This is a genomic window from Lederbergia citri (genome assembly GCF_018343625.1).
Classification (GTDB): Bacteria; Bacillota; Bacilli; order Bacillales; family Bacillaceae_C; genus Lederbergia; species Lederbergia citri.
Map to the genome: position 1 here is coordinate 117,989 of NZ_JAGYPG010000006.1, position 6,706 is coordinate 124,694.

A 6,706-nucleotide genomic window follows, 5' to 3' on the forward strand; every position below is an offset into this window, starting at 1 on the left:
GAAGGGGAAGATCGAATGGGGAGAAAAGTAAAAATCATTTCATTTTCAGTAGGAGCTGCATTGCTATTTCTAATTTTTCAATACAAGTTTTTACTGAAAGACTCTTTTGATACGTGGAATCTTCCATTAACAGGGAAAGTTATTTACTTAGACCCGGGACATGGCGGCCCAGATGGTGGAGCGGAAGGGGGAGATGTTCAAGAGAAAGATATCGCACTGGTGGTGGCCTATATGCTTCGCGATTACTTGCAGGAGCAAGGTGCGCTAGTGTTAATGACGAGGGAAACTGATACAGACTTGGCTTCTCCTGATACAAGAGGGCTAAGCAGACGCAAGACAGAGGATTTGCATAAAAGACTTAAGATAATCAATGAATCCGAAGCGGACTTATTCCTTAGTATTCACTTAAATGCGATCCCTTCCCCGCGTTGGAGCGGAGCCCAGACATTTTACGCGCCGCACAATCCTGATAATAAAAGAGCGGCAAAATTTATTCAAAATGAGTTGGTAAAAAGTTTAGGAAATACAAAAAGGGAAGCCAAAACAATCGAACAAATATATTTATTGAAAAACGCCAAAAAGCCAGGAGCCTTAGTGGAAATTGGATTTTTATCAAACCCAACCGAACGAGAATCATTGAAACAGGAGGAGTATCAGGAGAAGGTGGCCATCGCAATTTATAGAGGAGTCCTTCGATTTTTTACTGACGAAAAATCGATTGAATAATTCGGAGCGACATATACGTTTCCGAATTTTTTGTTTTTCGGTTAAAGTGCCTAATGATTCCCTACGTTTTATTTATATTAGTCAAAGCCTTTGAAGTATTATCTATATATTTTTTTACTTAACATAAGCCGCCGATATCGTGATTGATTACTTCTAGCCTCTGAAAGATATCAATATCATGATTGGTGCCCTTCAGAAGATTTTTTCAACCCGCGAAGGTCACCAATAACACGATTGGTTCCCTTCAGCACCTTCTTTCACACCGCGAAGGTCACCAATGCCGCAATTGTTTGTACGTCGATGACCATGTGCTTCCGCTTTTCTATGTCCAGCTCCAGCGCTTATCGACTAGTGGATTTCTACATCCCTTCCTACGATAAGTCAACATCAATTCGTCCTGTCGGACTCATCGTGTTTCCTTTATCTCGTCAGGGATTTCGAAATCCATACGTCGATGAACAAGCGCTTCCGCTTTTCCTATAAGCGTATAACATTCCTTAAAAAGTGCATTATGTTATACTGAAACAGAATGAAATCGATGATAAGGAAGGTGCGAGACCTTGATCACTGAACAGCAAGCGTATGATGTGTTAAAAAAAATGGAAGATCCATTACTACATAAAACACTTGAAGAGACGAACGGCATTCTTGAGGTGAAAGCGAAAGAAGAAAAAGCACATGTCAGTGTAAAAATCGCCTTAGCTAAAACTGGAACTCCTGAACAACTTCAATTCCAAATGAAAGTTGTGGATGCGTTAAAAAAAGCAGGAGCTGCAACTGTCGGAATCCGATTCGACACTTTATCAGAGGAAGAACTGGAAAAACACAGGGCTTCAGGAGATTTGCAAAGTGATGAAGGCGGTTTATTATCACCGAATAGTAAAACAACCTTTATTGCTATTGCAAGTGGTAAAGGGGGAGTAGGGAAATCGACCGTTTCTGTTAACTTAGCCGTGGCCCTAGCTCGCCTTGGAAAAAAAGTTGGATTAATTGATGCGGATATTTATGGGTTCAGTGTACCGGATATGATGGGAATAACGAACCGTCCAAAGGTAAGAGGCAATCAAATTATTCCAGTAGAACGTTTTGGTGTAAAAGTTATTTCAATGGGATTTTTCGTTGAAGACAACTCCCCTGTTATTTGGCGTGGTCCAATGCTAGGAAAAATGCTTAATAATTTCTTTACCGAAGTTGAATGGGGAGACATCGATTATTTATTGCTCGACCTACCTCCTGGAACGGGGGATGTAGCACTTGATGTACATACGATGCTGCCAAGCTGTAAGGAAATTATTGTAACGACACCGCATCCAACGGCTGCATTCGTTGCAGCGAGGGCAGGTGCAATGGCCCTGCGCACAAATCACGAAATCCTTGGTGTTATCGAGAACATGTCTTATTTTGAAAGCAAATTGACAGGAGAGAAAGAACTTGTCTTCGGTCAAGGAGGCGGGGATAAGCTTGCTGAGGAACTGCAAACAGAAGTATTAGGGAAGCTTCCTTTACAACAGCCAGATTGGAATGAGGATGATTTTGCTCCTTCTATTTATGGTGAAGACCATAACATTGGACGCATTTACGGTGATATTGCTGAAAAAATGGTGCAGCTATTAGGCTGAATAAAAAAATGAGACATATACCCAATAGTGAGGTATATGTCTCATTTTTTAGATTTGGTAGGGAGGCAAGCAAGCGTCTCTTATTGACCGCCGCCACCGCCGCCTCCACCCTGGCCACCGCCGCCTTGTTCTTCTTTACCTGATTTCCCTTGCTTTCCAGCTTCTTCAGCTGCTTTTAAAAGAAGATCTTGAATTTTTGCCTTATAAAGTGGACTATCAATTGTTTCTTTTACTACCTGACGCATTTGTTCTCGGAATTCCTTGCTTTTTAGGGCTTTCGCAAAATCTTTTTGCATTTCTGGATTTTGGAATACATCCATTAATAGCCCTTGATATTCAGGATCCTTCATTAAGTCCTTTAATAGTGCCTCATGTTCCTTCCTCATACTTTTGGCTACTGTAGCCGCAAACTTAGGATCAGCCATTGCCTTTTTCCAGAATTGTTCCCCTTTATCAGATGTAAGTGTTTTTTCAATCGTTTCGGTAACAACAGTCTGATCCATAATTAATTGTTGTTTCATTTCCTCATCTTTCATCATATCTTGAAGGGCCTTCTTGCCTTCATCTGATTTCAAAATATCAACAATCATTTTTTTTGTTTGATCATAGTCTAATTTTGCATTTCCTTGTTCATTGCCGCTGCAGGAAGAAAGTGTTAATAAAGCAATTAACAGGAGCAAATAAACACTTTTTCGCATTGAAAGAAGCTCCTTTCTAAACAATATCCCTTACAGTTAATATGAGAATTTGTGAAAAATTTATGCACAATCTAGACATCCATGGCTTTTTTATAGGAAGATTGATAAAATCGTTTTGTTAAGTACATAAATGGAGGAATTCTTGAAGTGACTATTAGAAACTTGATTAAGTTTTTATATAATTCACTCGTATTAGGTGGATTGTTAACTGGTATATTAGGATTTATTATTCGTTGGAGTGAATTTCAACCATATTTTACTGAAGTGAAAATAGGAGCAATCCTATCTACATTTATCTGGCTTGTCGGAGTTGGATTCATTTTTGCAGTCGTTAGCCAAGTCGGCTTTTTTGCTTATTTATTTATTCACCAGTTTGGCCTCGGGATATTTAAATCTCTGTGGAATGCTGTTCAGCTTGTTCTAGTCGTTTTCGTTTTATTTGATCTGATTTATTTCCGATTTCAATCGTTTGCGGGTGAAAACGAGAGTCTTCTCCCATATATAGGGCTAGCACTTTTTATTTTGGTAGCGGCACTAATCGTTGCTTACTTCAAAGCGAAAATGACAAATCGAAACATTTTTGTTTCTGCACTATTTTTTATGGTTGTCGTTACAATTCTCGAATGGCTCCCGGTTTTACGTCCAAATGATGAAAGCTGGATCTATTTGATGATTTTTCCGCTAATTGCATGCAACGCCTATCAAATTTTAATGTTGCCAAAATATAATCGATTATCAGCAGAAGAAAGAGCAAAAAAAACTTCGAATATCCAAAATAAGAAAGCGACCCATTAAAGATGAGGTCGCTTTTCCTATTATGGAACTAAGGTCGTTTTTACCTTACCGTTAGCAATAAGGATTGAAAGAGTAACTAGTTGGTCTTTTTCTTTTATAGTTGAAATGATTGCCGGAAGAGCTTCTGCTGTTTGGGTGGCAGAATCTGAAGCATGCATTAAAATAATATCGCCTTTTTGTACCTTTTGTACGTTTTCAACAATTTTATTGACTCCGGGACTTTTCCAATCTTGTGAATTTAAACTCCAATGAACAACCGTTAATCCGAGTTGATTGGCGATTTTTAATGTTCGTTTATCGAAGTGCCCTGTAGGAGAGCGGAGCAGCGTAACATCTTTGATGTCCAGTTTTTTCAAAACGTCTAAAGACCGTAATATATCTCTCCTAACTTTCTCATCTTCTAACTCCGTATAATCTTCGTATGCATAACCGAGGCTTCCAATTTCAAATCCCATTTCTTTAATTCTTTTTACAGTATCCGGATGTCTCTCAGCCCATGCACCCGAGAGAAAAAAAGTAGCGGCACGTACATCCTTTTTCCTCAATGCATCAAGAATTGGCTCAGCTTGAACATCCCCCCAACCAATATTAAACGTCAAGCTTATTCCTTTTTCTCCTTTATAGATAGCTTTTGGATGATCTTTAGTTCCAAAGACTGGAGTATGAACGGTAGCTTGAGAGAAAAAAAGTAAGGCGGTAAAAAAGGAGATTAACACAACAAAGAATCCTTGTTTTACTTTACGCCCATTTAAAGTAATAAAAAAATTCATACCAATCCTCCTCATCTGCCTGTCCATAATAGTCTATGTATGATGGCATTAAGGATATGAATGAAATGATGAGGAAGGATTATTTATCTCATAATTTGAAGGGAATTGGAGATACATAACTATACAATCGTTAAAACTGATGCAATGCATATAAACGAGGTGTAAAAATGCTTGGGTTACTTTTAAATGATCGAGATAAAGAAGAAATTATTTATTTGCTGAAAAGAGAAATGGATGAAATTCTTTTTGATTTAAAGGATGTAAGAATTGAATCAATCGTTAAACAGTCTATGAAGGAACGCTATAAGACTTTATTTTCATTATTTAAACGAGTCGCTTCAGAGAATGAGTGTATGAACTATATTTTACCTTCTACAAAAGAATCGAGCAGCTCGGGGAAATAATTTAAAAAAAGTAATTGACATGTAGAAAGAACCTTGTTATATTTATATCCGTTGCTGAAAAAAAGCTTTTGAAAAAAAGTTAAAAAAAGTCTTGACGATAAGATTTATATTTTATATAATCTTAAAGTCGCTGTAAAAAAGCAACGTGTTTGATCTTTGAAAACTGAACGAAACGAACGTTAAATTATTTATTTAAACAATGGTTTTTACCATTGCCAGCAAATGAGCTAACAAACTACTTTTATGAGAGTTTGATCCTGGCTCAGGACGAACGCTGGCGGCGTGCCTAATACATGCAAGTCGAGCGGACCTGAGGGAGCTTGCTCCCAAAGGTTAGCGGCGGACGGGTGAGTAACACGTGGGCAACCTGCCTGTAAGACTGGGATAACTTCGGGAAACCGGAGCTAATACCGGATAACTTCTTTTCTCGCATGAGGAGAGGTTGAAAGACGGTTCTGCTGTCACTTACAGATGGGCCCGCGGCGCATTAGCTAGTTGGTGAGGTAACGGCTCACCAAGGCGACGATGCGTAGCCGACCTGAGAGGGTGATCGGCCACACTGGGACTGAGACACGGCCCAGACTCCTACGGGAGGCAGCAGTAGGGAATCTTCCGCAATGGACGAAAGTCTGACGGAGCAACGCCGCGTGAGTGAAGAAGGTTTTCGGATCGTAAAACTCTGTTATCAGGGAAGAACAAGTACCGTCTAACTAACGGTACCTTGACGGTACCTGACCAGAAAGCCACGGCTAACTACGTGCCAGCAGCCGCGGTAATACGTAGGTGGCAAGCGTTGTCCGGAATTATTGGGCGTAAAGCGCGCGCAGGCGGTTTCTTAAGTCTGATGTGAAATCTCGCGGCTCAACCGTGAGCGGTCATTGGAAACTGGGAAACTTGAGTGCAGAAGAGAAGAGCGGAATTCCACGTGTAGCGGTGAAATGCGTAGAGATGTGGAGGAACACCAGTGGCGAAGGCGGCTCTTTGGTCTGTAACTGACGCTGAGGCGCGAAAGCGTGGGGAGCGAACAGGATTAGATACCCTGGTAGTCCACGCCGTAAACGATGAGTGCTAAGTGTTAGAGGGTTTCCGCCCTTTAGTGCTGCAGCTAACGCATTAAGCACTCCGCCTGGGGAGTACGGCCGCAAGGCTGAAACTCAAAGGAATTGACGGGGGCCCGCACAAGCGGTGGAGCATGTGGTTTAATTCGAAGCAACGCGAAGAACCTTACCAGGTCTTGACATCCTCTGCCACCCCTAGAGATAGGGCGTTCCCCTTCGGGGGACAGAGTGACAGGTGGTGCATGGTTGTCGTCAGCTCGTGTCGTGAGATGTTGGGTTAAGTCCCGCAACGAGCGCAACCCTTGACCTTAGTTGCCAGCATTCAGTTGGGCACTCTAAGGTGACTGCCGGTGACAAACCGGAGGAAGGTGGGGATGACGTCAAATCATCATGCCCCTTATGACCTGGGCTACACACGTGCTACAATGGATGGTACAAAGGGCAGCAAAACCGCGAGGTCGAGCCAATCCCATAAAACCATTCTCAGTTCGGATTGCAGGCTGCAACTCGCCTGCATGAAGCCGGAATCGCTAGTAATCGCGGATCAGCATGCCGCGGTGAATACGTTCCCGGGCCTTGTACACACCGCCCGTCACACCACGAGAGTTTGTAACACCCGAAGTCGGTGGGGTAACC

Annotated in this window: 6 protein-coding genes and 1 rRNA gene; 5 read left to right on the forward strand and 2 right to left on the reverse strand. The window is 41.5% G+C overall.

Annotated features, from left to right (window positions below; genetic code table 11):
* The first annotated feature begins 15 nt into the window (after positions 1-15).
* Together cwlD and KHA97_RS23260 are read left to right on the forward strand one after the other, a co-directional pair.
* Positions 16-726, forward strand: coding sequence for an N-acetylmuramoyl-L-alanine amidase CwlD (gene cwlD / locus KHA97_RS23255; RefSeq protein ID WP_213127191.1), 711 nt, complete (start codon positions 16-18; stop codon positions 724-726).
* 560 nt (positions 727-1,286) lie between these two features.
* Positions 1,287-2,345: an Mrp/NBP35 family ATP-binding protein gene (locus KHA97_RS23260; RefSeq protein WP_325167535.1), complete on the forward strand. Its 1,059-nt coding sequence runs from the start codon at positions 1,287-1,289 to the stop codon at positions 2,343-2,345.
* Between the two features lie 80 nt (positions 2,346-2,425).
* On the opposite strand, the gene gerD is transcribed toward KHA97_RS23260, so the two are convergent.
* The gene (gerD, locus tag KHA97_RS23265) at positions 2,426-3,043 is read right to left on the reverse strand and encodes a spore germination lipoprotein GerD (protein WP_213127192.1); all 618 of its coding nucleotides are present in this window, start codon (positions 3,041-3,043) and stop codon (positions 2,426-2,428) included.
* 147 nt (positions 3,044-3,190) lie between these two features.
* On the opposite strand from gerD, the gene KHA97_RS23270 reads away from it, so the two are divergent.
* Complete coding sequence (locus tag KHA97_RS23270) at positions 3,191-3,838, forward strand: KinB-signaling pathway activation protein (RefSeq protein WP_213127193.1); 648 nt, start codon at positions 3,191-3,193, stop codon at positions 3,836-3,838.
* A 20-nt stretch (positions 3,839-3,858) separates the two neighbouring features.
* Here the strand turns inward: KHA97_RS23270 and KHA97_RS23275 are convergent, their stop codons facing one another.
* Positions 3,859-4,608: a polysaccharide deacetylase family protein gene (locus tag KHA97_RS23275; protein WP_213127194.1), complete on the reverse strand. Its 750-nt coding sequence runs from the start codon at positions 4,606-4,608 to the stop codon at positions 3,859-3,861.
* 167 nt (positions 4,609-4,775) lie between these two features.
* On the opposite strand from KHA97_RS23275, the gene KHA97_RS23280 reads away from it, so the two are divergent.
* Both KHA97_RS23280 and KHA97_RS23285 read left to right on the forward strand, forming a co-directional pair.
* Positions 4,776-5,012, forward strand: coding sequence for a hypothetical protein (locus tag KHA97_RS23280; protein ID WP_213127195.1), 237 nt, complete (start codon positions 4,776-4,778; stop codon positions 5,010-5,012).
* A gap of 239 nt (positions 5,013-5,251) precedes the next feature.
* Positions 5,252-6,706 (forward strand): 16S ribosomal RNA (locus KHA97_RS23285); the annotation flags it as partial.

Coding starts and splice junctions, on each gene's coding strand:
- cwlD (WP_213127191.1), top strand. CDS start 16: ATGGGGAGAAAAGTAAAAATCATTTCATTTTCAGTAGGAGCTGCATTG.
- gerD (WP_213127192.1), bottom strand. CDS start 3,043: ATGCGAAAAAGTGTTTATTTGCTCCTGTTAATTGCTTTATTAACACTT.
- KHA97_RS23275 (WP_213127194.1), bottom strand. CDS start 4,608: ATGAATTTTTTTATTACTTTAAATGGGCGTAAAGTAAAACAAGGATTC.
- KHA97_RS23280 (WP_213127195.1), top strand. CDS start 4,776: ATGCTTGGGTTACTTTTAAATGATCGAGATAAAGAAGAAATTATTTAT.